Annotated in this window: 22 protein-coding genes and 1 tRNA gene; 15 read left to right on the top strand and 8 right to left on the bottom strand. The window is 72.5% G+C overall.

Translation table 11 applies throughout. The annotated features are described in order from the left end of the window. Position 1: 1 nt before the first annotated feature. From ACWAT2_RS10850 to ACWAT2_RS10830, 5 genes are all read left to right on the top strand, one after another. Positions 2-74: transfer RNA gene (locus ACWAT2_RS10850), tRNA-Arg, on the top strand. Positions 75-289: 215 nt separating this feature from the next. Next, complete coding sequence (locus tag ACWAT2_RS10845) at positions 290-1,807, top strand: MmgE/PrpD family protein (protein ID WP_402375763.1); 1,518 nt, start codon at positions 290-292, stop codon at positions 1,805-1,807. Then, positions 1,807-2,730 carry a methylisocitrate lyase gene (gene prpB, locus ACWAT2_RS10840; RefSeq protein WP_402375765.1) on the top strand — a complete coding sequence of 308 codons (924 nt, stop codon included), beginning with the start codon at positions 1,807-1,809 and terminating at the stop codon, positions 2,728-2,730. Before ACWAT2_RS10845 ends, prpB begins: the two co-directional genes overlap by 1 nt. Before the next feature lie 48 nt (positions 2,731-2,778). Beyond that, positions 2,779-3,921, top strand: a complete 1,143-nt coding sequence (locus tag ACWAT2_RS10835; RefSeq protein WP_402375767.1) for a bifunctional 2-methylcitrate synthase/citrate synthase — start codon at positions 2,779-2,781, stop codon at positions 3,919-3,921. A 26-nt stretch (positions 3,922-3,947) separates the two neighbouring features. After that, positions 3,948-4,577 (top strand): CYTH domain-containing protein, encoded by a 630-nt coding sequence (locus tag ACWAT2_RS10830; protein WP_402375769.1) that lies wholly within the window; start codon positions 3,948-3,950, stop codon positions 4,575-4,577. Between the two features lie 67 nt (positions 4,578-4,644). Here the strand turns inward: ACWAT2_RS10830 and ACWAT2_RS10825 are convergent, their stop codons facing one another. The 3 genes from ACWAT2_RS10825 to ACWAT2_RS10815 all read right to left on the bottom strand — a co-directional run bounded on the left by ACWAT2_RS10825 (position 4,645) and on the right by ACWAT2_RS10815 (position 8,045). Beyond that, entirely contained in the window at positions 4,645-5,496 is an 852-nt protein-coding gene (locus ACWAT2_RS10825; protein WP_402375771.1) for a M15 family metallopeptidase, read from the bottom strand. A 168-nt stretch (positions 5,497-5,664) separates the two neighbouring features. Then, positions 5,665-6,717: a hemolysin family protein gene (locus ACWAT2_RS10820; RefSeq protein ID WP_402375773.1), complete on the bottom strand. Its 1,053-nt coding sequence runs from the start codon at positions 6,715-6,717 to the stop codon at positions 5,665-5,667. Then, positions 6,714-8,045: a hemolysin family protein gene (locus tag ACWAT2_RS10815; RefSeq protein WP_402375775.1), complete on the bottom strand. Its 1,332-nt coding sequence runs from the start codon at positions 8,043-8,045 to the stop codon at positions 6,714-6,716. The genes ACWAT2_RS10820 and ACWAT2_RS10815 overlap by 4 nt, the downstream gene beginning before the upstream one ends. Positions 8,046-8,184: 139 nt before the next feature. Between ACWAT2_RS10815 and ACWAT2_RS10810 the strand changes: the two genes are divergently transcribed. From ACWAT2_RS10810 to ACWAT2_RS10800, 3 genes are all read left to right on the top strand, one after another. After that, positions 8,185-8,913 (top strand): response regulator transcription factor, encoded by a 729-nt coding sequence (locus ACWAT2_RS10810; protein ID WP_402375777.1) that lies wholly within the window; start codon positions 8,185-8,187, stop codon positions 8,911-8,913. Between the two features lie 10 nt (positions 8,914-8,923). Then, the gene (locus ACWAT2_RS10805) at positions 8,924-10,018 is read left to right on the top strand and encodes a sensor histidine kinase (RefSeq protein ID WP_402375779.1); all 1,095 of its coding nucleotides are present in this window, start codon (positions 8,924-8,926) and stop codon (positions 10,016-10,018) included. A 306-nt stretch (positions 10,019-10,324) separates the two neighbouring features. Next, positions 10,325-14,143: a multifunctional oxoglutarate decarboxylase/oxoglutarate dehydrogenase thiamine pyrophosphate-binding subunit/dihydrolipoyllysine-residue succinyltransferase subunit gene (locus ACWAT2_RS10800; RefSeq protein ID WP_402375781.1), complete on the top strand. Its 3,819-nt coding sequence runs from the start codon at positions 10,325-10,327 to the stop codon at positions 14,141-14,143. Between the two features lie 71 nt (positions 14,144-14,214). Here ACWAT2_RS10800 and ACWAT2_RS10795 read toward each other — a convergent pair whose 3' ends face one another. Then, positions 14,215-15,210: an aldo/keto reductase gene (locus ACWAT2_RS10795; protein WP_402375783.1), complete on the bottom strand. Its 996-nt coding sequence runs from the start codon at positions 15,208-15,210 to the stop codon at positions 14,215-14,217. 75 nt (positions 15,211-15,285) lie between these two features. Between ACWAT2_RS10795 and ACWAT2_RS10790 the strand changes: the two genes are divergently transcribed. Together ACWAT2_RS10790 and ACWAT2_RS10785 are read left to right on the top strand one after the other, a co-directional pair. Then, a complete protein-coding gene (locus ACWAT2_RS10790; protein WP_402375785.1) occupies positions 15,286-16,218 on the top strand; it encodes an aldose 1-epimerase family protein in 933 nt (310 codons plus the stop codon). A 177-nt stretch (positions 16,219-16,395) separates the two neighbouring features. After that, positions 16,396-17,007: a GDSL-type esterase/lipase family protein gene (locus tag ACWAT2_RS10785; RefSeq protein WP_402375787.1), complete on the top strand. Its 612-nt coding sequence runs from the start codon at positions 16,396-16,398 to the stop codon at positions 17,005-17,007. A 3-nt stretch (positions 17,008-17,010) separates the two neighbouring features. Here the strand turns inward: ACWAT2_RS10785 and ACWAT2_RS10780 are convergent, their stop codons facing one another. After that, positions 17,011-17,805 carry a DUF4097 family beta strand repeat-containing protein gene (locus ACWAT2_RS10780; RefSeq protein WP_402375789.1) on the bottom strand — a complete coding sequence of 265 codons (795 nt, stop codon included), beginning with the start codon at positions 17,803-17,805 and terminating at the stop codon, positions 17,011-17,013. A 100-nt stretch (positions 17,806-17,905) separates the two neighbouring features. Here ACWAT2_RS10780 and ACWAT2_RS10775 point away from each other — a divergent pair, with 100 nt between their 5' ends. Continuing rightward, the gene (locus ACWAT2_RS10775) at positions 17,906-17,980 is read left to right on the top strand and encodes a 50S ribosomal protein bL37 (RefSeq protein ID WP_402375911.1); all 75 of its coding nucleotides are present in this window, start codon (positions 17,906-17,908) and stop codon (positions 17,978-17,980) included. A 98-nt stretch (positions 17,981-18,078) separates the two neighbouring features. On the opposite strand, the gene rsrA is transcribed toward ACWAT2_RS10775, so the two are convergent. The 3 genes from rsrA to ACWAT2_RS10760 all read right to left on the bottom strand — a co-directional run bounded on the left by rsrA (position 18,079) and on the right by ACWAT2_RS10760 (position 20,097). After that, complete coding sequence (rsrA, locus tag ACWAT2_RS10770; protein WP_402375791.1) at positions 18,079-18,360, bottom strand: mycothiol system anti-sigma-R factor; 282 nt, start codon at positions 18,358-18,360, stop codon at positions 18,079-18,081. Then, the gene (locus tag ACWAT2_RS10765; RefSeq protein ID WP_402375793.1) at positions 18,357-19,019 is read right to left on the bottom strand and encodes a sigma-70 family RNA polymerase sigma factor; all 663 of its coding nucleotides are present in this window, start codon (positions 19,017-19,019) and stop codon (positions 18,357-18,359) included. The genes rsrA and ACWAT2_RS10765 overlap by 4 nt, the downstream gene beginning before the upstream one ends. A 112-nt stretch (positions 19,020-19,131) precedes the next feature. Beyond that, entirely contained in the window at positions 19,132-20,097 is a 966-nt protein-coding gene (locus ACWAT2_RS10760) for a helix-turn-helix domain-containing protein (RefSeq protein WP_402375795.1), read from the bottom strand. Between the two features lie 94 nt (positions 20,098-20,191). Here ACWAT2_RS10760 and ACWAT2_RS10755 point away from each other — a divergent pair, with 94 nt between their 5' ends. The 4 genes from ACWAT2_RS10755 to rsgA all read left to right on the top strand — a co-directional run bounded on the left by ACWAT2_RS10755 (position 20,192) and on the right by rsgA (position 23,376). Next, on the top strand, positions 20,192-20,338 hold the full coding sequence (locus tag ACWAT2_RS10755; RefSeq protein ID WP_402375797.1) for a hypothetical protein: 147 nt from the start codon (positions 20,192-20,194) through the stop codon (positions 20,336-20,338). A 70-nt stretch (positions 20,339-20,408) separates the two neighbouring features. Continuing rightward, positions 20,409-20,954, top strand: coding sequence for a DoxX family protein (locus ACWAT2_RS10750; protein ID WP_402375798.1), 546 nt, complete (start codon positions 20,409-20,411; stop codon positions 20,952-20,954). Between the two features lie 50 nt (positions 20,955-21,004). Then, a complete protein-coding gene (gene aroA / locus ACWAT2_RS10745; protein WP_402375800.1) occupies positions 21,005-22,327 on the top strand; it encodes a 3-phosphoshikimate 1-carboxyvinyltransferase in 1,323 nt (440 codons plus the stop codon). Continuing rightward, positions 22,327-23,376 carry a ribosome small subunit-dependent GTPase A gene (rsgA, locus tag ACWAT2_RS10740; RefSeq protein WP_402375802.1) on the top strand — a complete coding sequence of 350 codons (1,050 nt, stop codon included), beginning with the start codon at positions 22,327-22,329 and terminating at the stop codon, positions 23,374-23,376. The genes aroA and rsgA overlap by 1 nt, the downstream gene beginning before the upstream one ends. Positions 23,377-23,419 lie beyond the last annotated feature (43 nt).

The following is a 23,419-nucleotide window of genomic DNA, read 5'->3' as shown; positions in this document are numbered from 1 at the left end:
CGCGCCTGTAGCTCAGTGGATAGAGCGTCTGCCTCCGGAGCAGAAGGTCGGGGGTTCGAGTCCCTCCAGGCGCACCGTCTCGAGGCCCGTACCGTGCACCCACGGTGCGGGCCTTCCTCGTCCCCACCGGCGTCGTCACGACGTCTTCACGACGCGCCTGCCACGTCCGCTTGGACGCCGTCGGACCCACACGTTAGGTTCCAGGCAGCAGTCGACGACGACGACGACACGTGGTTCCGCACGACCCGGCGGTCCGCGTGGCCACCGCTCCCCGCAACCCGGAGGACCCATGATCGACCACACCGTGCGCACCTACGGGTCGGACGAGCCCCTGGCCCGCACCGACCAGCTCGCCTGGAAGATCGCGGAGGTCGCCACCGAGCAGGCCGACCCGACCGACGCGGTGACCGACATGGTGATCAACCGCATCATCGACAACGCCGCCGTCGCGACGGCGTCGCTGGGCCGCGCACCGATCCTCGCGGCGCGGGCCCAGGCCGAGGCGCACCCCGTGTCACGCGGCGGCTCCGGTGCCACGATCGTCGGCAGCCGCGAGCTCACCAGCCCGGAGTGGGCGGCCTGGGCCAACGGCGTCGCCGTGCGCGAGCTCGACTACCACGACACCTTCCTCGCCGCGGACTACTCGCACCCGGGTGACAACATCCCCCCGATCCTCGCGGTCGCGCAGCACCTGGGCCGCGACGGCGCCGACCTGCTGCGCGGGATCGTCACCGGCTACGAGATCCAGGTCGACCTGGTCAAGGGCATCTGCCTGCACGAGCACAAGATCGACCACGTGGCCCACCTCGGCCCCAGTGCCGCGGCCGGCATCGGCACGCTCCTGGGCCTGTCGACCGAGACGGTCTACCAGGCGATCGGGCAGGCGTTGCACACCACCACCGCCACGCGGCAGTCGCGCAAGGGCGAGATCTCGACGTGGAAGGCCCACGCCCCCGCGTTCGCCGGGAAGATGGCGATCGAGGCGGTCGACCGGGCCATGCGCGGGCAAACTTCCCCCAGCCCGATCTACGAGGGCTCCGACGGGTTCATCGCCTGGCTGCTCTCCGGGCCCGAGGCGCGCTACACCGTGCCGCTGCCCGCCCGCGGCGAGCCGCGCACCGCGATCCTCGACACCTACACCAAGGAGCACTCCGCCGAGTACCAAGCGCAGGCGTGGATCGACCTCGCGCGTCGCCTGGGCCGCGAGCGCCCCGAGCTGCGGCAGCCACAGGCCGTGCGCTCGATCGTGCTGCACACCTCGCACCACACGCACTTCGTCATCGGCTCCGGGTCCGGCGACCCGCAGAAGTACGACCCGACCGCCAGCCGCGAGACGCTCGACCACTCGATCCCGTACATCTTCACCGTGGCGCTGCAGGACGGCGCCTGGGACCACGTCGGCAGCTACGCGCCCGAGCGGGCCGGGCACCCCGACACGATCGAGCTGTGGCGCAAGGTCACCACGGCGGAGGACCCCGAGTGGACCCGCCGCTACCACTCGGCCGACCCGGACGAGAAGTCGTTCGGCGGGCGCGTCGAGATCGAGCTCGCCGACGGCACGCGTGTCGTCGAGGAGATCGCCGTCGCCGACGCCCACCCGCTCGGTGCGCGGCCGTTCGGCCGGGCGCAGTACGTGGAGAAGTTCCGCACGCTGGCCGACGGGGTCCTCGCCGGCGACGAGATCGAGCGCTTCCTGGACCTCGCCCAGCGGCTGCCGGAGCTCGGCGCCGACGAGCTGGCCGGGCTGACCGTGACGCCGGCCGACGACCCGGCCGCCCGTGCCGCCGTCGTCCCCGGGATCTTCTGATGCTGTACTCGACGCAGACCCCCGCGGCGAAGCGCGCCGCGCTGCGCGAGCGCCTGCGCTCCGGCGAGCTGTTGCAGCTTCCCGGCGCGTTCAACCCGCTCTCCGCCCGACTGATCGAGGCCAAGGAGTTCGACGGCGTCTACGTCTCGGGTGCGGTCGTCGCGGCCGACCTCGGCCTGCCCGACGTGGGGCTCACCACGCTGAGCGAGGTCGCCGGCCGCGCCGGGCAGATCGCCCGGATGACCGACCTGCCGACCCTCGTGGACGCCGACACCGGGTTCGGCGAGGCGATGAACGTCGCCCGGACCGTCCAGACGATGGAGGACGCCGGCGTCGCCGGCCTGCACATCGAGGACCAGGTCAACCCCAAACGGTGCGGGCACCTCGACGGCAAGCAGGTGGTCGACGACGCCACGGCGCTCCAGCGCATCCGGGCCGCCGTCACCGCCCGACGCGACGAGAACCTGCTGATCATGGCCCGCACCGACATCCGCGCGGGCGCCGGGCTGGAGGTGGCGATCGAGCGCGCCCAGGCCCTCGTCGACGCCGGTGCCGACGCCGTCTTCCCCGAGGCCATGCAGGACCTCGACGAGTTCGCGGCCGTGGCCGCCGCGCTGGACGTCCCGGTGCTCGCGAACATGACCGAGTTCGGCAAGTCCGAGCTGTTCACCGCCGCCCGGCTGCGCGACGCCGGGGTCGCCCTGGTGATCTACCCCGTCTCCCTGCTGCGCCTGGCGATGGGCGCCGCGGATCGCGCGCTCGACGACCTGCGGACCGAGGGGTCCCTCGCGTCGCACGTGCCCAGCATGCAGACCCGCGCCGAGCTCTACGAGCTCCTCGACTACCCCGCGTACAGCACGTTCGACGCCGGGGTGTACGACTTCTCCCTGGAGACGCACCACAGCCACCACCGCCCCGTCTGAACCGGCGCGCCACCCGCGCCGGGCGTCGTTGAGAGCGAAGGAGCACCGATGACCGAGCCCCGAACCCCGTCCGACGTCCGCAAGGGCCTGGCCGGAGTCGTCGCGGACACCACCGCGATCTCGAAGGTCGACCCGGAGACCAACTCCCTGCTGTACCGCGGGTACCCGGTCCAGGACCTCGCCACGAGCCAGCCGTTCGAGGCGGTGGCCCACCTGCTCTGGCACGGCGAGCTGCCCACCGACGCGGAGCTGGCCGAGCTCCAGCGGCTCGAACGGTCGCTGCGCCCCATGGACGACCGCACCCGGCGCGCGATCGACGACGTGCCGGTCGAGGCGCACCCGATGGACGTGCTGCGCACCGCCGTCAGCCAGCTCGGTGGCCTGGACGACACGCTCGGCCGGGAGGACGGCATCCTGGACCCCGAGCTCAACCAGGGCCGCGCCGTCTACCTCTTCGCTCAGCTTCCCGGCATCGTCGCGTACAGCCAGCGCCGGCGGCACGGCCTCGAGCCCGTCGCCCCGCGCGACGACCTCGACTACGCGCGCAACTTCCTGTGGCAGACGTTCGGCGAGGTCCCGGACGACGCCGTCGTCGACGCGTTCCGCGTCTCCCTCGTGCTGTACGCCGAGCACTCGTTCAACGCCTCCACGTTCACCGCCAGGGTCATCGCCTCGACGCTGTCGGACGTGTACTCCGCCGTCACCGGCGCGATCGGTGCCCTCAAGGGGCCGCTGCACGGCGGGGCGAACGAGGCCGTGATGCACGCCTTCTCCGAGATCGGCACCGCTGACCGGGCCGAGGCCTGGCTCGACGAGGCCCTGGCCGCCAAGCGCAAGGTCATGGGGTTCGGCCACCGGGTCTACCGGCACGGTGACTCGCGGGTGCCCTCGATGAAGGCAGCGCTGGACGCTCTCGTGGCGCACTACGACCGCCCCGACCTGGCCGAGCTCTACACCGCGCTCGAGTCGGCGTTCGTGGAGCGCAAGGGCATCTACCCCAACCTCGACTACCCCGCCGGCCCGGCCTACCACCTCATGGGCTTCGACACCCCGACGTTCACCCCGCTCTTCGTCGCCGCGCGGGTGACCGGTTGGACGGCGCACGTCGCCGAGCAGCAGGCGGCCAACTCCCTGATCCGCCCGCTCTCGCAGTACGTCGGCCCCGAGCGTCGCGAGGTGCCGTCGCCGTAGCAGCGCGCGGCAGTAGTGTCGGGGCCATGTCCACGAGCTACTCCGACTTCGAGTTCGAGCGCCGATTCCTCGTCCGGCGGCTGCCTGACGTGCTCCGCGACGCCCCGTCGCTCATCGTCCAGTCGTACTTCCTGTCGGACGGCGGCTACGCGCTGCGGGTCCGCATCCAGGCGGGCGGCATCGACGTCGGGGTCGACGGCGAGAGCGACCCCGCCGAGATCATCGCTGCGCACCGGGAGCAGTTCGACTTCGCCGCCGTCACGGTGAAGGGGCCGTCCGCCGGCGGCACCCGGTACGAGGCGGAGCGCCAGCTCGACCCGCTGGTCGGGGTCGAGCTGGTGCGCCGCGGTGGCGCGCGCGTCGTCAAGACCCGGTACGCGGTGTGGCTGGGTGCGGACGGGTGGTCCGTCGACGTCTTCGGCGGAGCCAACAGCCCGCTCGTCGTCGCGGAGTGCGAACGCTCGGGGCCCGTGACGGAGCTGCAGATCCCGGACTTCTGCGTCACCGAGATCACCGACGACCGCCGGTTCTCCAACGAGTCGCTCGCCGTCGGCCCGTACGGGCAGTGGGCCGCCGACCACGCGCAGGAGCTCGCACGGACCGGGCCTCGCTTCCGGGAGGACTTCGGGGAGAACCAGCGGCTCGAGTCACCGTAGCCGTCTGCCCTCGGCGGCCGCCGCACTACCTCGCGGTCGGGCGGTACTACCTCGCGGCGGGCGGGGCTCAGTGCCAGGTGGAGACTTCCTCGACGCCGGCCCGGTACTCGAAGTGCCAGGGCTCGTACTTGCCGGAACCGCCGCGCTGCGCCCACGGCGGGTTCTCCCACCCGTAGGCCGGGGCGTTGTCCCACAGCCACTTGTAGACCTCGGCGCTGCCCGTCTCCTTGGAGCACAGGTCGATCGCCAGCCCCCAGCCGTGCATCGACGTGCCCGGGGTCGCGGCGAGGAAGCCACGGCTCGCCTTCACCGAGTACTGCGAGGAGAGCGAGCGATAGCTGTCCACGAGGCAGAGGTCCCGGCCGAACCGCGCCCGGAACGCCTCGTTGAGCGCGCTGAGCGAGACCGCCGCGTCCGGGCGCAGCTGCTCACCGCTCTGCCACAGGTCGCACAGGGAGTGGTCGGTGAGCTGGCCGTTGGAGCCCTCGACCTGGGTGCCGGCGTCGCAGTCCGGCAGCGGGTCACGCTCGGTGGTCCGGCTGGCGGCGGCCGCGACGCTCCGCTCGCGAGGCGCCGCCGCGATCGCGGCCGCCGTCCCGGGCGTCTTCGCACCCGACTGCAGCAACGACAGCGTCGAGGGCCCGGTGGGCGCCGTGTCCAGGTCGAAGGGCGAACGCTCGTCCGCATCCGCCGCGCCGGTCAGCGGTACGGCGATGGTGGCGGCCGCGAGGGATCCGAGGACCGTGGCGCGCGTGACCCACGTGTGCCCCGTCGGCGCGGCGTGCGCACCTCTGCCGCGGCTCTTCGGCGCGCTCGACGTCCGACGGCGAGGAGGGCGTCCGGAGCGCCCCTCGGCCGCCTCCCGGATCTCACGCCGGGAGCGCGGAACGGGGCCATCGCCCTGAGACGTCGTGTCCACGCCACCTCCGTGCCTCTCGTGCCGCGCCCGTGCGACACCCTCTCGAGCTGTTGGTCTCACGTCCTCACGGACCGACGACGGCGAGCTCACGCCGACGCCGTGGTCGATCCGTCACGCACCTTAGCCGTGACGTGGCCCACCGCCAAGTCCTCCTTGTTCAAGACCTGTTCACCGCAGCCGCTGCATCGCGTCGCGGACCTCGCCGACAAGTTCCTCGAGGATGTCCTCGAGGAAGACGACGCCGACAGTGCGCGGCCCGTCCTCCACCCGGGCGAGGTGCGCACCTGATCGCTGCATGGCCCGCAGCGCGTCCTCGACCTCGTCGTCCGGGCCGACCTGCGCCGTGGCGCGGACCCGCCACGCGGGCACGGGCCGGTCCCGGTCGCCGTTGGTCGCGTAGAGCACGTCCTTGAGGTGGAGGTAGCCCACCAGGGCCCCCGGCACGCCCTCGTCCGGTGCGTCGACCACCGGGAAGCGGCTGAAGCCCGTACGTGAGACGAGGTGCTCGACGTCGTCCGGCGTCGCCCCCGGCGTCACCGTGACGAGCGAGTCGAGCGGCACCATGACGTCCCGCGCCGTGCGCGAGGAGAACTCGAACGCCCCCGAGAGCAGGCCCTGCTCGTCGGCGAGGACGCCCTCGGCACGCGAGTGCTCGACGATCGACTGGACCTCCTCGGCGGTGAACGCCGAGGCCACCTCGTCCTTGGGCTCGACCCCGAGGAGGCGTATCACGTGGTTGGCCACCCAGTTGAGCGCCACGATGATCGGCCGCAGCACCCGGGCGACCAGCACCAGGGGCGGCGCGAACCACAGCGCCGCCGTCTCCGGGCCGCTGACGGCGAGGTTCTTGGGCACCATCTCACCCAGCACCACGTGCAGGTACACCACGATGCTGAGGGCGATGACGAGCGCCACCGGGTGCACGAGCTGCTCCGGGATGCCGAGGGCCGCGAACGGCCCTTCCAGGAGGTGCGCCAGCGCGGGCTCGGCGATGATCCCGAGCCCCGTCGAGCACACGGTGATCCCGAGCTGGGCGCACGCGAGCATGAGCGAGACGTGCTCCATCGCCCACAGCACGATCTGCGCCCGCTTCTCCCCCGCCTCGGCCCGCGGCTCGATCGTGCTGCGACGCACGGACAGGACGGCGAACTCCGCCCCGACGAAGAAGGCGTTGGCGACGAGCAGCAGCAGCCCGATCAGGAGTGCGGTCCCCGTGCTCATCGGGCCACCCCCCGGACGCGCAGGCGCTCGACGCGACGGCCGTCGACCAGCTCGACGCGAAGGCTCACGTCGTCGACCTCGATGCTGTCACCGACCTCCGGGAGTCGGCCGAGGTGGGACATGACGAGCCCGCCCAACGTCTCGTAGGAGGAGCCCTCCGGGACTCGCAGGCCCGTCGTCTCGACCAGCTCGTCCGGCCGGAGGACGCCCGGCACGATCCAGGAACCGTCCGCCGCGCGCGCCGTCCCGCCGCGGCGCCGGTCGTGCTCGTCCGCGACGTCGCCCACCAGCTCCTCGACGACGTCCTCCAGGGTCACGACGCCCGACGTCCCCCCGTACTCGTCCACCACGACCGCCATCTGCAGCCCGAGCCCGCGCAGCTCGACGAGCAGCGGGCCGAGGTTGACGGTGTCCGGCACCCGCGGGGCGTCGACCATCAGCGCGCCGGCGGGTACCTCGTCCCGCTTGGCGTACGGGACCCCGACGGCCCGGCGCAGGTGCACCAGGCCGACGATGTCGTCGCGGTCGTCACCGATGACGGGGAACCGGGAGTGCCCGGTCCGGTGGGCCAGGGCGACGACCTCGGCAGCGCTCGTCCCGCGCCGGACGACGGACATCCGGGTGCGGTCCGTCATCACGTCACGCGCGACGAGGCCCTCGAGCTCCAGCGAGTTGGCCAGCAGGGTGGCGGTGCCCTCCTCGAGGGTGCCCTCCTGCGCCGACCGCCGCACGAGCGACAGGAGCTCGGTCGCGGACCGTGCGCCGGACAGCTCCTCGCGCGGCTCGATCCCGAGCCGGCGCAGGATGGCGTTCGCCGAGCCGTTCAGCACCGCGATGAGCGGGCCGAACACGATCGTGAAGACCCGTTGCAACGGGACGGCGGTCCGCGCGGTGGCGTGCGGCGCGGAGAGGGCGAAGTTCTTCGGGATCAGCTCGCCGAAGAGCATCGAGAACGCGTTGACGACCAGCAGCGCGAGGACAGCGGCCAGGACCCCGGACACGGCGGTCCCCAGTGGCGTCGCGGCGAGCCCGGCACCGAACAGGCTCAGCAGGGCCGGCTGCGCGGTGTAGCCGAGGAGGACGGTGGTGACGGTGATGCCCACCTGCGCGGAGCTGAGCTCCGTGGACAGGTGCTTGAGCCCGGCCCGGACGATGCGGTCCCGACGATCGGGGACCTTCCGGCCGGGCGGTGGACTGTCGCCCTCCTCGTCGTCGCTGCCGAGGACCGCGGGGTCCAGCGTCACGAGCGAGAACTCGCTCGCCACGAAGATCGCGGTCCCTGCGGTGAGCAGGACGCCGACGGTGATCATGATCGTCTCGGTCAGCACGGCAGGCCTCGCGGGCCGGGATATCGACTGTCGTCCATCGTGGCACCGATGCTATCTCGGAGTCGACGCAGCGTCCCGTCCCGCCGCCACGCCAGCGCATCCCCAGCGAACACCCAGGTTCTGAGTGCAAGATGGGCCTATGACCACCAGTGCGACCAACCCGGGACAGGGCCAGCAGAATGCCACGGTCCTCGTCGTCGAGGACGAGCCGGCGATCGCGACGGCGATCGCCCAACGCCTCTCGGCAGAAGGGTGGCGGGTCGAGGTCGCTCGGGACGGGATCTCCGGCGTCGACGCCGCCGCACGGCTCCACCCCGACGCCGTGGTGCTCGACGTCATGCTCCCCGGCCTCGACGGCCTGGAGGTGTGCCGCCGCATCCAGGCGGACCACCCGACACCGATCCTCATGCTGACCGCTCGTGACGACGAGACCGACATGCTGATCGGTCTCGGTGTCGGCGCCGACGACTACATGACCAAGCCGTTCTCCATGCGCGAGCTGGTCGCCCGCGTCAAGGCGCTGCTGCGCCGGGTGGAGCGGGCCGCGCAGGCCGCCGCCGCCGCGCCCGCCGACCCGCCGCTCGTCGCCGGGGACGTCACGATCGACCGGGCCCAGCGCCGGGTGCACCGTGCGGGCGACGAGGTCCACCTGACCCCGACGGAGTTCGAGCTGCTCGTGATGCTCGCGAGCGCACCGAAGACCGTCCAGACCCGCGAGAAGCTCCTCGCCGAGGTCTGGGACTGGGCCGACGCGAGCGGGACGCGGACCGTCGACTCGCACATCAAGGCGCTGCGCCGCAAGCTCGGGCCCGACCTGATCCGTACCGTGCACGGGGTGGGCTACGCGTTCGAGCCCCCGGCGGGCTGACGTGGGCGTCGTGCGCGACGACGACCATGCGCGGTGGCGGGACCACCGGCTGCCGGACGTCCGACCGCTGGACCCCGTCCACTCCCTGAAGGTCAAGCTCGGGCTCCTCGTCGTCGCGAGCGTGACCGTCGCCGTGGTCATCACCTGGGTGGGTCTGCGCAACGAGCTCGGGCCCAGCCGCACGTTCCCGCTGGCGATCATCGTCTCGCTGGTGCTCACCCAGGTCCTCGCCCGCGGCATGACGTCGCCGCTGCGGCAGATGACGGCCGCCGCGCAGACGATGGCCGACGGCGACTACTCCATCCGCGTGCGCTCGACGAGCCAGGACGAGGTCGGTCAGCTCGCCGAGGCGTTCAACACCATGGCGCGGGACCTGGAGGCCTCCGACCGTATGCGCCGCGACCTCATCGCGAACGTGTCCCACGAGCTGCGCACGCCGGTCGCCGCGCTGCAGGCCCAGCTCGAGAACATGGTCGACGGCGTCACCGAGCCGACGCCGTCGTCCCTCGAGCTCTCCCTGGAGCAGACCGAGCGGCTCAGCCGGCTCGTGACCTACCTGCTGGACCTCTCCCGCGTGGAGGCCGGCGCGTCGGCGCTGATGCTCACCCGGTTCTCGGTGGGCGACTTCCTCGAGGAGTGCGCCGAGGCCATGTCGATGGTCGACGCCGCCAAGGGACTCACCTACGTCGTGGACGTCACGCCCGAGGACCTGCCCCTGGAGGCGGACGTCGAACGGCTGCGCCAGGTGGTCACCAACCTGCTCCAGAACGCGATCCGGCACTCCCCGCACGGGGCCACGGTGCGGCTGGACGCCTACCCGCAGGGCGACGACGTCGTCATCGAGGTGGGCGACGAGGGCCCCGGCATCCCCGCCGAGGACCGCAACCGGGTCTTCGAGCGGTTCGCGCGCGGCACGACGGACGCCCGGCCCCAGCCCAGCGCGAGCGGCGGCACCGGCATCGGCCTGGCGATCGTGAGATGGGCCGTCGACCTGCACGGGGGTCATGTCGCCGTGGCGGACACGGAGCCGGGCGCGACCATGCGCGTCACTCTTCCGGCCGTCGCCCGACCGGCTCCGGGAGTGACGACGGAATCCGCCGCCTGAACGCGTGAGATCCATCACACTGCATGGTCTTGTGCTGTTCTCCGTGAGCCTTGCATGACGCTGGCGACGCAACTGCTGCCATCGCTTTCCTGCCCTATTACCCCGACACCACTCGGCGGTGAGAGACGGCCCACGAACCGCGTCGTGCCGCCGCCGCCACCGCTCCGAACAAGCGGGCGAGGGCATAGGCTGGAGGGGCCCGAGAACGGGTGCGCAGTCCGAGCAAGCAGTTCGAGCACGTAGTTCGACCGAGCAGTGCAACCAAAGCATTCAACCAAGCAATACGGGAAAGTGGGCGATCCGGGCGTGGTGTCCCCAAAGGCTGGGTCAGAGTCGATCAACGCCGGTAGTGCGTCGTTCGGAGCGAACGAGTGGCTCGTGGACGAGCTCTACGAGCAGTACCTGAAGGACAAGAACGCGGTCGATCCCGCGTGGTGGGACTTCTTCGCGGACTACACGCCGGACGACTCGTCCGACGGTGCCGCGAGCACGGGCGAGAAGAAGGCCGCACCGGCCGAGCAGACCACCTCGGAGCCGGCCCGGAAGCAGCCGGCCGAGGGCGAGGCCACCGCGTCGACCCCCGCCTCGGGCACCGCGGCCGCCGAGGCGTCGCAGGCGTCCGAGCCCGCCCCCGTGCCGGCCGACCCGGAGGTCTCCGCCGCCGACGCGCCGGTCGCCGAGGCGCTGCCGTCGACCGCGCCGTACGCCGAGGTCGCCCGGTCCACGCCCAAGGACGAGGACGGCGAGGCCACGGACGACGTCCAGAAGCTCCGCGGACCGGCGGCCCGGGTCGTGACCAACATGGAGGCGTCCATCGCGGTCCCGACGGCGACGTCGGTGCGCGCGGTGCCCGCCAAGCTGATGGTCGACAACCGCATCGTCATCAACAACCACCTCAAGCGCGGTCGCGGCGGCAAGATCTCCTTCACCCACCTCATCGGCTTCGCGCTGGTCGAGGCGCTGGCCGACATGCCAGTCATGAACGCCCACTACGAGGAGACGGACGGCAAGCCGCACATCGTGCAGCCGGCGCACGTCGGCTTCGGCCTGGCGATCGACCTGGCCAAGCCCGACGGCACCCGCCAGCTCCTCGTGCCCAGCATCAAGAAGGCGGAGGAGATGGACTTCGCCGGCTTCTGGGCCGCCTACGAGGAGCTCGTGCGCAAGGCCCGCGGGGGCAAGCTCGGCATGGACGACTTCGCCGGCACGACCATCTCGCTGACCAACCCGGGCGGCATCGGCACGGTCCACTCCGTCCCCCGCCTCATGAAGGGCCAGGGAACCATCCTCGGCGTCGGGGCCATGGACTACCCCGCCGAGTTCGCCGGCGCCTCCGAGGAACGGCTCGCCCGGCTCGGGGTGTCGAAGGTCATGACGATCACGTCGACCTACGACCACCGCATCATCCAGGGTGCGCAGTCCGGCGAGTTCCTCAAGATCCTCAGCGGCAAGCTGCTCGGCCTGGACGGGTTCTACGACCGCGTCTTCGCCGCGCTGCGCGTGCCGTACGAGCCCGTGCGCTGGGTGCGCGACAACACCGTCGACGCCGAGGTGGAGGCGGCGAAGCCGGCCAAGATCGCCGAGCTCATCCACTCCTACCGCTCGCGCGGTCATCTCATGGCGGACACGGACCCGCTCGCCTACCGCCAGCGCAAGCACCACGACCTGGACATCCAGAACCACGGGCTGACGCTGTGGGACCTCGACCGGGTCTTCCCCACCGGTGGGTTCGGCGGTACGCCCAAGGCCACGCTCCGCGACACCCTCGGGCTGCTGCGCGACTCGTACTGCCGCTCGATCGGCATCGAGTACATGCACATCGCCGACCCTGCCCAGCGCAAGTGGCTGCAGGACCGCCTCGAGCACGGCTACGCACGGACGCCGCGCGAGGACCAGCTGCGCATCCTGCGCCGGCTCAACTCCGCCGAGGCGTTCGAGACGTTCCTGGCGACCAAGTACGTCGGGCAGAAGCGCTTCTCGCTGGAGGGCGGCGAGTCCGTCATCCCGCTGCTCGACGCGATCCTGTCGAAGTCGGCCGAGAACGGCCTCGACGAGGTCGGCATCGGCATGGCCCACCGCGGGCGCCTCAACGTCCTGGCGAACATCGCCGGCAAGAGCTACGGGCAGATCTTCAAGGAGTTCGAGGGGCAGATCGACCCGAAGTCCGTCCAGGGCTCCGGCGACGTCAAGTACCACCTCGGCACCGAGGGCACGTTCACCGCGGAGTCCGGTGCCACCACCAAGGTCTACCTCGCGGCCAACCCGTCCCACCTGGAGGCGGTGGACCCGGTGCTCGAGGGCATCGTGCGCGCCAAGCAGGACCGCATCGACCTCGGTGGCGACGGCTTCTCCGTGCTCCCGATCCTGGTGCACGGTGACGCGGCGTTCGCGGGCCAGGGTGTCGTGCCGGAGGTGCTGAACCTCGCCCAGCTGCGCGGCTACCGCACCGGCGGCACCATCCACGTGGTCATCAACAACCAGGTCGGGTTCACCACCGGGCCGACGTCGTCGCGCTCGACGACCTACTCCACGGACGTCGCCAAGGGCTACCAGGTCCCGGTGCTGCACGTGAACGGCGACGACCCGGAGGCCTGCGTCCGCGTGGCCGAGCTCGCCTTCGCCTACCGCGAGCAGTTCGACCGCGACGTCATCATCGACCTCGTGTGCTACCGCCGCCGCGGGCACAACGAGGGTGACGACCCGTCGATGACCCAGCCGCTGATGTACAACCTCATCGAGGCGAAGCAGTCGGTCCGCAAGCTCTACACGAAGAACCTCGTGGCCCGCGGTGACATCACGGTCGAGGAGGCGGAGCAGGCGCTCAAGGACTACCAGGCGCAGCTCGAGCGGGTCTTCACCGAGACCAAGGGCAGCGGGTACACGGCGCCCGACGGTGCCGAGGAGGTCGCCGGTCTGGAGCGGCCGGAGTCCCAGCGCGAGGACGCCGGGACGATGGTCGGCTGGAAGACGTCGGTCCCCCACTCCGTGCTGGAGCGCGTGGGCGACGTCCACGTCTCGCCGCCCGAGGGCTTCAGCATCCACCCCAAGCTGGCGAAGATGCTGGAGAAGCGTCAGCTCATGTCCAAGGAGGGTGGCATCGACTGGGGCTTCGGCGAGCTCCTCGCCTTCGGCTCGCTGCTCATCGAGGGCACGCCGGTCCGGCTGGCCGGGCAGGACTCGCGCCGTGGCACCTTCGTCCAGCGGCACGCCGTCCTGCACGACCGCAACACCGGGGCCGAGTGGACGCCGCTGCTGTACCTGTCGGGCGACCAGGCCAAGTTCTGGGTCTACGACTCCTCGCTCAGCGAGTACGCCGCGCTCGGCTTCGAGTACGGCTACTCCGTCGAGCGCCCTGACGCCCTGGTGCTCTGGGAGGCGCAGTTCGGCGACTTCGTCAACGGTGCCCAGACGGTGATCGACGAGTTCATCTCGTCCGCCGAGCAGAAGTGGGCGCAGAACTCGTCGGTCGTCATGCTGCTGCCGCACGGCTACGAGGGGCAGGGCCCGGACCACTCCTCGGCGCGGATCGAGCGGTTCCTGCAGCTCGCCGCGGAGAACAACATGACGATCGCCCAGCCGTCGACGCCGGCCTCGTACTTCCACCTGCTGCGCAAGCAGGCCTACGACCGGCCCCGCCGCCCGCTGGTGGTCCTGACGCCGAAGCAGCTGCTGCGGCTGAAGGCCGCGGCCTCGGACGTCGAGGACTTCACCACCGGCACGTTCGAGACGGTGCTGGGCGACGTGGCCGTCGCCGCGGGCACGATCCGGCCGTCGGCCGTCGAGCGCGTGGTGCTCTGCACCGGTCGCGTCTACTACGACCTCGTCGCCGAGCGCGAGCGGCGGGGGGACGAGGCGACCGCCATCATCCGGCTCGAGCAGCTCTACCCGTTCCCGGAGGAGCAGCTGCGGGACGAGCTCGCGAAGTACCCGGGCGCCGAGGTCGTGTGGGTCCAGGACGAACCCCGCAACCAGGGCGCGTGGTGGTACCTCCACCTGGCCCTCCCGGAGGACATGCCGCGCGTCGACGTGATCTCCCGCCCGGCGTCCGCCTCCACCGCCGCCGGCACGGCCAAGCGCCACAAGGAGGAGCAGACGGTGCTGCTCGACGAGGTCTTCACCCGCTGAGGCCCGCACGACGAGAGGCCCCGGTCACGCCGAGCGCGTGACCGGGGCCTCTCGTCGTCAGCGACGGTGGTCTACCACCGGTCGTGGACGTGCTCGCTGATCAGCTCGTCGTAGAGCTCCCGCACGCCGGAGACGAAGAGCGGTCCCAGCACGTCGGCGTCGCCCGCGGCCGCGTTGAGGCGTGCCTGCTCCGGGTTGCGCGCCCCGGGGATCACGGTCGAGACGCCCGCACGCTGCCACACCCACGCGAGCGCGGCCTGGGCGGGCGTCAGGTCCTGCTGCAGGGCCGACGCGACCAGGGCCGAGAACCGCTGCGCCGCCTCGACGCCCGCCTCGAACGGCACGCCGGAGAACGTCTCACCGACGTCGAAGGCCTCGCCGGACCGGTTGAACGTGCGGTGGTCGTTCTCCGCGAACGTCGTGTCCTTCGTGTAGCGCCCGGAGAGCAGTCCGGAGGCGAGCGGCACCCGGGCGATGATCCCGACGCCCGCCTCGGAGGCCGCCGGCAGGACGTCCTCGAGCGGCTTGTGCCGGAACGCGTTGAGGATGATCTGCACGGTCGCGACGCCGGGACGGGCGATGGCGGTCAGCGCCTCGTCGACCGTCTCCACGGAGACGCCGTAGGCCGCGATCGCCTGCTCCTCGACCAGGGTGTCGAGCGCGTCGTACACCTCGTCGTCGGAGTAGACGGCCGTCGGCGGGCAGTGCAGCTGCACCAGGTCCAGCCGGTCGACACCCAGGTTCCGCCGCGACCGGTCGGTCCACTCGCGAAAGTTCGGCAGCACGTAGTTCTCCGGCACCTGGTCCGCTCGACGGCCCATCTTGGTCGCCACGGTGATGCCCTCGCCAGGATGGTCCGCGAGGAACCGCCCCAGCGCCTGTTCGCTCCGGCCGTCGCCGTACACGTCGGCGGTGTCGTAGAAGCTGACCCCGGCCTCCAGCGACGCCTCGAGCACGGCCCGCGACTCGTCGTCGCCGACCTCGCCCCAGTCCGCGCCGAGCTGCCAGGTTCCCAGGCCGACCACCGACACCATCCGTCCGGTCCGGCCGAGTACCCGCTGATCCATGTGAATTCCCCTCTGAAGTGACCACCACACGGTACGCGGACGTGGGCCCATCGGCGCGGCGACTACGGTGTGACCGTGAACACGACCTCGAACCCCGCTGCGCCCGAGGCGCCGTCGGGCACCCAGTACCGCCTCACCGCCGGGACGCACGCCGCCACGATCACCGAGGTCGGCGCCATGGTCCGGGAGTACACGGTGGGCGGGCGCGACGTCTTCGTCCCGTTCGACGAGGCGGAACCGGCGCCCGTCTTCAACGCCGCCGTGCTGCTGCCCTGGCCCAACCGCCTCCGGGACGGCCGCTACCAGGCCGACGGCGCGACCCACCAGCTCGCGGTGAGCGAGCCGGACCGTGGCACGGCTCTGCACGGGCTCGGCTGCTGGTACCGCTGGACCCCCGTCGAGGTGTCCGAGGACTCGGTGACGCTCGAGCTCGCCCTGCCGGCCCAGAAGGGCTGGCCGTTCCAGCTCACGAGCCAGGTCCGGTACTCCCTCGACGCCGAGCACGGCCTGGAGGTGCGCGTGACGACCCGCAACGTCGGCAGCGGCACCGCGCCCTACGGCGTGGGCTTCCACCCGTGGCTGTCCCCCGGCGGCGCCGACCTCGACATGTGCACCGTCCGGCTGGACGCCACCGAGCACGTGCGGGTCGACGAGCGCCTGCTGCCCACCGGCGTCGAGCCCGTCACCGGGGACCACGACCTGCGCGAGACCCGTTCCCTCGCGGGCCTGGACCTCGACGACGCCTGGGTCGGCGCGACGCGCGACGCCGACGGCCTCTCGTGGTGCCTCCTCGGCTGCCCCGACGGCCGGACCCCCGCGGTCTGGATGGACGACTCGATGGACTGCTGGCAGGTGTGCTCCGCGGACCACATCGCCGGGCACCGCCGGCTGGGCCTCGCCGCCGAGCCGATGAGCTGCTACGCCGACGCCTTCAACACCGGTGACCGGCTGGTGCGCCTGGCCCCCGGCGACTCGCACACCGTGCGCTGGGGTGCGACGCTGCGCTGAGCGGTGCCCGGGGGGTATCAGCGTGGACGCAGGGCTCTCCCTCGTCCTGGCGGGCGCGACCCGGGTGGTCGAGCGGGCCGCCAGGACGCGCTACCGGACGGCGTGGGATCATGCGGTGCCGCGTCCGAGCACGGAACAATGGCGGCGCCAACGGGAACAGCAGGGTGGTGAAGGTTCGTGACGGAGCGCGAGGTGCGCATCTGTGTGGTGGGCGACGAGCTCGGCGTGGGCGTCGGGGACGCCCGTGCCCTGGGCTGGACGGGCCGGGTGCTCGCGCGGACCAGGTTCGACCGGCCGGCGATGTCGTTCGTCCTCGCCGTGCCCGGGGAGACGACGTCGGCCCTCGGCGCGCGCTGGGAGTCCGAGACGGAGTCCCGCTTCGGCCCCGAGTCGACCCACGACAACCGCCTCGTGGTCGCGCTGGGCCGGCACGACCTGGACGCCGACCTCTCCGTGGCGCGGTCGCGGCTGAACCTGGCGAACATCCTCGACGTGGCCGACAACCGCCGGCTGGCGACGTTCGTCGTCGGGCCCCCGCCCGGACGTCCCGAGGACGGCGACCGCATCGCCGAGCTCTCGGCGGCGTTCGCGGACGTCGCGAACCGGCGCCGCGTGCCCTACGTGGACACGTACACACCGCTCGCCCAGCACGAGCAGTGGCTGGCCGATCTCGCGACGACGGGGGCGACCTATCCCGGCCAGGCCGGCTACGGGCTCATGGCGTGGCTCGTGCTGCACACGGGGTGGCACGCCTGGCTGGGACTGCCGAACGACGCCGACGGCTCGTGACCGTCAGCCGCGCGAGACGATGACGCGCGCGGAGGTGACGTTCGCCGTCAGGTAGGCGACGTTCCCCTCGCCCGTCGCGGAGCGGTCGACGGCGAGGGTCCGCGCCGTCGAGGGCTGCACCTCGCCGTCGAGCACCACCTGCCCGGCCGCGCCACGTACCTTGAGGCTGACCTCGACGTCCGGGTCGAGCCGCAGCGCCACGTCGCCCGAGACGGTCTTGGCCGTCACCATCGGCGCGGTCCCGGTCGCGGTGACCGCCACCGCCCCGGAGACGGTGCTGGCCGAGACCCGGCCCAGGGCGCCGTCGACCGCGAGCGCCCCGGAGACGACCTGCGCCGAGACGTCGCCGGCGTGGGCCGATGCCGCGACGTCGCCGGAGACGGACCTGAGGTAGAGCGAGCCGCTCGTGTCGCTGGTCCGGATCGCGCCCGTGACGGACTTGACGACGGTCCCGGTGGTGCCGCGGACGTCGATGTCGGCCTCCGCGGTGCCGACGTCGACGCTGACGCCCGGCGGCACGACGAGCCGCACGACGGCGCGCTCGGAGTCTCCCAGGGACTTGACCCGCGCGACGAACGCCTCGACCCGCGACCGTTCGTAGGCCACCCGGAGCCGGTCGCCCTCGCGCACCACCTGCAAGGGCTTCTTGCCGACCTCGACGATCTCCAGGACGGTCCGTCCGGCGGCGGGGTCCACGACGACGTCCACCCGGCCGCCCTGCATCCGCAGGGACGCCGCGACGACCCTGCCCACGTCGAGGGTCTGCGGGGCGGCGACCGCCCAGGACTCGTTGCTCATGGTGCCTCCGTGGTGCCGGACCGCCAGGGCGCCGCGATGGCGACCGCCCGTGTGGGATCATGGAGCGACCCCCCGTCAACCTTCTCCCGAGGAGACAGCCATGAGCAAGCGCGGAAGCAAGCGGCGCGGCCGCAAGAGCAAGGCCGCCAACCACGGCAAGCGCCCCAACGCCTGAGCCGCCGGGCCTGAGCCGAACGGAAGGGCCGGACCCCACGGGGGTCCGGCCCTTCGTCGTCCCCTGCCGCGTCCGGCGGTCCGCCGGACGCGGCAGGGTCAGTCAGCCACTGCCATGACCGTGATCTGCTCATGGATGCGCACGCGCAGCTCCGCGGGGGCCCGCTCGGCGCACGACCGCTTGACCAGCTTCTTGACGAGCTCCTCGAGGCTGAGCTCGGCCAGGCACGGCGAGCAGTGCGCCACGTGGGCGCGCATGCGGTGCTCGTCGTCCGGCGTCATCTCGGAGTCGAGGTACTCGTACAGGTGCGTGAGGATGTGCTGACAGTCGCTCTCGCCCTCCGCGGGCTCGTGCGGGACCGGCGTGATGTCGGCGTTCATGACTTCCCTCCGCGTGCTGCTGCCAGGCCCCGGTCCGCGGCGTAGTCGGCGAGCAGCTCGCGCAGCTGGCGTCGTCCACGGTGCAGCCGGGACATCACCGTCCCGATCGGTGTCCCCATGATCTCGGCGATCTCCTTGTACGGGAAGCCCTCGACGTCGGCGTAGTACACGACCATGCGGCGGTCCTCGGGCAGCTCGGCGAGCGCCCGCTTCACGTCGGAGTCGGGGAGGCGGTCGAGCGCCTCCACCTCTGCCGAGCGCAGCCCCTGCGAGGTGTGCGTCGCGGCTCGCGCGATCTGCCAGTCCTCGATGTCCTCCGTCTGCGACTGCTGGGGCTGTCGTTGCTTCTTGCGGTAGTTGTTGATGAAGGTGTTCGTGAGGATGCGGTACAGCCAGGCCTTGAGGTTCGTCCCGGGCTTGTACTGGTGGAACGCCGCGAAGGCCTTCGCGAACGTCTCCTGCACGAGGTCCTCGGCATCGGCAGGGTTGCGCGTCATGCGCAGGGCGGCCGAGTAGAGCTGGTCGAGGTACTGCAACGCGTCACGCTCGAAGCGCGCGGCGCGGTCCGCCGTCGTCTCCTCCGGGGCGCGTTCGGTGTCCTCGCCGATCTCGTCCGCGGTCGGGTGCGCACCTGCTGTGCGCTCGGTCTCGTCGGTCATCACCGTCGAGCCTAGTTCAGCCGGCGCGACGGCGGCCGGTCGTTCTGGTGCAAGCGTGGCCACGATGGGTGCAACGACCCGAGGTCCGGTCCCATTCCCGGCGCCTCGCGGATCACGACGCGACCGCCGCGAAGCGCCGCCGGTAGGCGACGGGGCTGGTGCCCAGCCGACGGGCGAAGTGGTGCCGCATGACGGGGGCGCTGCCGAAGCCCACGAGGCGGGCGACCTCGTCCACCGACGCCTCGGTGGACTCGAGGAGCTCTTGCGCGCGGGCGACGCGCTGGCGCGTGAGCCAGGCGCCGGGCGTGGTGCCGGTCTCGTCGCGGAACCGCCGCGCGAACGTGCGCTCGGAGAGCACGGCACGGCGCGCCAGGGCGGCGACGGTGTGCGGTTCGGCCAGGTTCTCGCGCATCCAGGCGAGCAGGTCGGAGAGGGAGTCGGCCTCGCAGGGCAGCGGGTCGACGACGTACTGCGCCTGGCCGCCGTCGCGCTGGGGCGGGACGACCATCCGGCGGGCGACGGACCGCGCCGCCTCCCCGCCCAGCTCGGTGCGCACGAGGTGCAGCGCGGCGTCGATGCCGGCGGCGGTCCCGGCGCTGGTGATGACGCGGCCGTCGTCGACGTAGAGCACGTCCGGGTCGACCTCGGCCCGGGGTGCGACCGCGGCGAGCCGGTCCGAGAACATCCAGTGGGTGGTGCAGCGACGGCCGTCGAGGAGCCCCGCCGCGGCGAGCACGAACGCGCCGGAGCACAGCGAGAGGATCCAGGCGCCGCGGGCGTGGGCGTCGCGGACGGCCTCGAGGTAGGCGGGTGGGACCTCGATCCGGCCGTCGTCGGAGATGACGTCGTAGGCGACCACGACGACGACGTCGGCGTCGGCGGTGGCGTCCAGCCCGGCCTCGACGCCGACGGGGAAGCCGCCCTTGGTCGGGATCATCCCGGGCTCCGGGGTGCAGAGCGTGAAGTCGAACGTCGGCCCGCCCGTGGAGCGCCGGTCGATCCCGAAGACCTCGTAGGCGATGCCGAGCTCGAACGGGGCGACCCCGGGGACCACGACGGCGGCGACCTTGTGGATCATGCCTGCCATGCTGCCACGAGGTTGGCTGGAAGTCGACGCTCATTGACATGTCTGCCACTGGTGGCTGGAAGTAGACGAGCGAAGACTTACTGCCATGAACCTTCTGCTGCTCCTCCTCGTCGCCCTCCTCCTCGCCACCTGGGTCGCCATGCTCGGCCGCACCGTCCGGCGCGACGGCCTCGGGACCCGACAGCCCCCGCGCTCCCACCCTGCCTGGTGGGACGAGCCCTCGTCGGGTTGAACGGACGGCGGTCCCGACACGCCACCACCGTCGCCGCGCATGCATCCGCGGCCTCTGCCAGAGTGAACCCATGCTGCTGCGACGACTCGCCCGCCCCCTGCTGGCCGCCCCGTTCGTGTACGACGGGCTCTCTGCCGCGCTGCACCCGGCCGAGCACACGCCGGCCGCGCGCGAGGGCGCCGACCGCGTGACCCAGACCCTCGGGGTCGACCGGCTCGACGACACCCAGGTGTCGCTGCTGGTGCGCGCCCACGGGGCCGTCACCGTGGCCGCCGGGCTGCTGCTCGCCGTCGGCCGCGCGCCACGGACCGCCGCCCTCACGCTGGCGGCGCTCAGCGCCCCCCTGGCCGTCGTCAACGAGCCCTTCACGTCCAAGGGCGAGCTGCGCAAGGAGAAGACGGCGAAGTTCGTGCGGAACCTCGGCGCGGTCGGCGCCGCGGTCATCGCCGGGATCGACCTCGAGGGCCGCCCGGGCGTCGGCTACCGGATCGGGCAGACGCGCGCCACGGCCTCCCGGTCGGCGAAGCACACCGTGGAGTCCGCGACCAAGGACGCCAAGGCCGCCGCCCAGCACGCCAAGGCGTCCGTGGCGAAGGCCCGGGCCAAGGTGTCCTGACGTCCGGACGCGGAGTCCTGCGCCGGGCCGGGTCAACTAGGCTCGAACCCATGACGACAGCGCCCGACAAGACCACATCGCTCTGGGACACCCCGGTGGCGGACGCCCCCCTGGACGCGACGGTCGAGGTGCCGGGCAGCAAGTCGCTCACGAACCGCCTGCTCGTCCTCGCCGCCCTGGCCGACGGCGAGGGCACGCTGCGCGGCGCCCTGCGTTCGCGCGACGCCGACCTGATGATCGAGGCCCTGCGGTCCCTGGGCGCCACCATCACCGAGGGCGACCACGCCAGCACGCTGCACGTCGCGCCCGGCGCCCTGACCGGCGACGCCGACGTCGACTGCGGCCTCGCCGGGACCGTCATGCGGTTCCTGCCGCCCGTGGCCGCGCTGGCCGACGGCGACGTCCGGTTCGACGGCGACCCCGAGGCGCGGGTGCGCCCCATGCTGCCGGTGCTCGCGGGGCTGCGCAGCCTCGGCGTCCAGGTGACCGGCGCCGGGCCGGACTTCCCCACGCACCTGCCGTTCACCGTGCGCGGGCGGGGCCGGGTCGCCGGCGGGGCCGTCGACGTCGACGCCTCCGGCTCCTCGCAGTTCGTCTCCGCGCTGCTGCTCGCCGCGCCGCGGTTCGAGCGGCCCCTGGTGCTGCGCCACATCGGCGCCACCCTGCCGAGCCTGCCGCACATCGCCATGACGGTCGCGACCCTGCGCGACGTGGGCGTGGAGGTGGACGACTCCCGCGACGGCATCTGGCAGGTGACCCCCGGGCCGATCGCCGCGCGCGACGTCCGCGTCGAGCCCGACCTGTCCAACGCCGCCCCCTTCCTCGCCGCCGCCCTCGTCGCGGGCGGCACCGTGCGCGTGCCGGGATGGCCGGAGCAGACCACCCAGCCCGGCGCGATGGTCCCCGGCCTGCTGGAGCAGATGGGTGGCACCGCCACCGTGGACGGCGACGTCCTGACGGTCACCGGCACCGGGGAGATCCACGGCGTCGACGTCGACCTGCACGCGGGTGGCGAGCTCGCCCCGACCTTCGCCGTCCTGGCCGCCCTCGCCGACTCCCCCAGCCGGCTGCGCGGCATCGCGCACCTGCGCGGGCACGAGACGGACCGCCTGGCCGCGCTCGCCACCGAGATCACGCGCCTCGGCGGTCGCTGCGAGGAGACCCGCGACGGGCTCGTCATCACTCCGCGCCCCCTGCACGGCGACGTGTTCCGGACCTACGCCGACCACCGCATGGCGACGTCGGCCGCGCTGCTCGGCCTGCGCGTGCCAGGGCTGCAGGTCCAGGACGTCGCCACCACCGCCAAGACGCTGCCCGGCTTCGACGCGATGTGGCTGCGCATGCTCGGCCGCCCGGCGGAGGACCAGGGCTGATGGCCCGCCGGGTCCGCGACGAGCACGCGCGGTACGCGCGCCCCTCCAAGCACGGGTCTCGGCCACGCACCAAGCAGCGACCCGAGCACGCCGACGCCATGACCGGCCTGGTCGTCGGCGTCGACCGGGGTCGGTACACCCTCGTGCTCGACGACGGCGGTCCCGACGAGCGCGAGATCCTCGCCATGAAGGCGCGCGAGCTCAGCCGTACCCGCGCCGTCGTCGGCGACCGGGTCGACGTCGTCGGCGACACCTCCGGGGACGAGGGGACCCTCGCCCGGATCGTCCGCATCACCGAGCGCACCTCGGTGCTGCGCCGGACCGCGGACGACACCGACCCCTACGAGCGGATCGTGGTCGCCAACGCCGACCAGCTCGTCGTCGTCACCGCGCTCGCCCAGCCGGAGCCGCGCACCGGCATGATCGACCGCTGCGTCGTCGCGGCGTACGACGCCGGCATGGACGTCCTGCTGTGCCTGACGAAGGCGGACCTCGCCTCCCCCGACGAGCTGCGCGACCTCTACACCCCGCTGGGCGTCGAGGTGGTCGTGACCCGGCGTGACGCGCCCGACGCGGTCGAGTCCGTCCGCGAGCGCCTGCTCGGCCGCACGTCCGTGCTGGTCGGGCACTCCGGCGTCGGGAAGTCGACCCTCATCAACGCCCTGGTCCCGGACGCCCACCGGGCGACCGGCGTGGTCAACGACGTGACCGGGCGCGGGCGCCACACCTCCACCTCCGCCGTCGCGCTCCGGCTGCCCGTGGCCGACGGGACCACCGGGCGCGTCCACGACGGCTGGGTCATCGACACCCCGGGCGTGCGCTCCTTCGGCCTGGCACACGTCGAGGCCGGGCACCTGCTGGCCGCCTTCGAGGACCTCGACGAGGTCGCGGCCCGGTGCCCCCGAGGCTGCACCCACCTGGCGGACGCTCCCGACTGCGCGCTCGACGAGTGGGCCGCCGACGCCCCGGACGAGGCGACCCGCGCGACACGCACGGCACGCCTGACGTCGTTCCGGCGCCTCCTGGCCTCGCGGACCGCTACCGTGTGACTCGTGGCCACCTTCCAGCAGACCTCCAGCCAGCACGGGCACG

This window comes from Isoptericola sp. GX10416 (assembly GCF_056590155.1).
The sequence above is the reverse complement of the archived record's forward strand: the minus strand, read 5'-3'. Positions and strand labels throughout refer to the sequence as shown.

Coding starts and splice junctions, on each gene's coding strand:
- ACWAT2_RS10845 (WP_402375763.1), top strand. CDS start 290: ATGATCGACCACACCGTGCGCACCTACGGGTCGGACGAGCCCCTGGCC.
- prpB (WP_402375765.1), top strand. CDS start 1,807: ATGCTGTACTCGACGCAGACCCCCGCGGCGAAGCGCGCCGCGCTGCGC.
- ACWAT2_RS10835 (WP_402375767.1), top strand. CDS start 2,779: ATGACCGAGCCCCGAACCCCGTCCGACGTCCGCAAGGGCCTGGCCGGA.
- ACWAT2_RS10830 (WP_402375769.1), top strand. CDS start 3,948: ATGTCCACGAGCTACTCCGACTTCGAGTTCGAGCGCCGATTCCTCGTC.
- ACWAT2_RS10820 (WP_402375773.1), bottom strand. CDS start 6,717: ATGAGCACGGGGACCGCACTCCTGATCGGGCTGCTGCTGCTCGTCGCC.
- ACWAT2_RS10810 (WP_402375777.1), top strand. CDS start 8,185: ATGACCACCAGTGCGACCAACCCGGGACAGGGCCAGCAGAATGCCACG.
- ACWAT2_RS10795 (WP_402375783.1), bottom strand. CDS start 15,210: ATGGATCAGCGGGTACTCGGCCGGACCGGACGGATGGTGTCGGTGGTC.
- ACWAT2_RS10780 (WP_402375789.1), bottom strand. CDS start 17,805: ATGAGCAACGAGTCCTGGGCGGTCGCCGCCCCGCAGACCCTCGACGTG.
- rsrA (WP_402375791.1), bottom strand. CDS start 18,360: ATGAACGCCGACATCACGCCGGTCCCGCACGAGCCCGCGGAGGGCGAG.
- ACWAT2_RS10765 (WP_402375793.1), bottom strand. CDS start 19,019: ATGACCGACGAGACCGAGCGCACAGCAGGTGCGCACCCGACCGCGGAC.
- ACWAT2_RS10760 (WP_402375795.1), bottom strand. CDS start 20,097: ATGATCCACAAGGTCGCCGCCGTCGTGGTCCCCGGGGTCGCCCCGTTC.
- ACWAT2_RS10755 (WP_402375797.1), top strand. CDS start 20,192: ATGAACCTTCTGCTGCTCCTCCTCGTCGCCCTCCTCCTCGCCACCTGG.
- ACWAT2_RS10750 (WP_402375798.1), top strand. CDS start 20,409: ATGCTGCTGCGACGACTCGCCCGCCCCCTGCTGGCCGCCCCGTTCGTG.
- aroA (WP_402375800.1), top strand. CDS start 21,005: ATGACGACAGCGCCCGACAAGACCACATCGCTCTGGGACACCCCGGTG.
- rsgA (WP_402375802.1), top strand. CDS start 22,327: ATGGCCCGCCGGGTCCGCGACGAGCACGCGCGGTACGCGCGCCCCTCC.